The following is a 393-nucleotide window of genomic DNA, read 5'->3' as shown; positions in this document are numbered from 1 at the left end:
ATCCTGGACGGCATGAACGCCGAGCGGCTGCTGATCTCCTCCGAGAGCATCGGCGACGCCAAGTGGTTCATCAAGAAGGCGGTGGACTACAGCAAGGAGCGCGTGCTGTTCGGCCGGCCGATCGGCCAGAACCAGGGCGTCCAGTTCCCCATCGCCAAGGCCTATGCCCAGATGCGGGCCGCCGAGGCGCTGCTGCGGCTGGGCCTCGCCAAGTTCGAGGCGGGCCAGCCCTGCGGCGAGGAAGCCAACATGGGCAAGATGCTCTGCGCCGATGCCGCCTGGGCCGCCGGCGAGGCCGCCATCCAGACCTTCGGCGGCTTCGGCTTCGCCGAGGAATACGACGTCGAGCGCAAGTACCGCGAGGCGCGGCTCTATCAGGTGGCGCCGATCAGC

General features: G+C 68.4%; 1 protein-coding gene. It reads left to right on the top strand.

The window, feature by feature from the left end; all coding sequences use genetic code 11:
• The coding region (locus JWG43_RS21165; protein WP_504208240.1) for an acyl-CoA dehydrogenase family protein at positions 1 to 393 on the top strand (393 nt) is incomplete at both ends.

Origin of the sequence: Desulfobulbus alkaliphilus (assembly GCF_016918545.1) — a bacterium.
In the GTDB taxonomy this organism is placed as follows: Bacteria; Desulfobacterota; Desulfobulbia; order Desulfobulbales; family Desulfobulbaceae; genus Desulfobulbus; species Desulfobulbus alkaliphilus.
The sequence above is the reverse complement of the archived record's forward strand: the minus strand, read 5'-3'. Positions and strand labels throughout refer to the sequence as shown.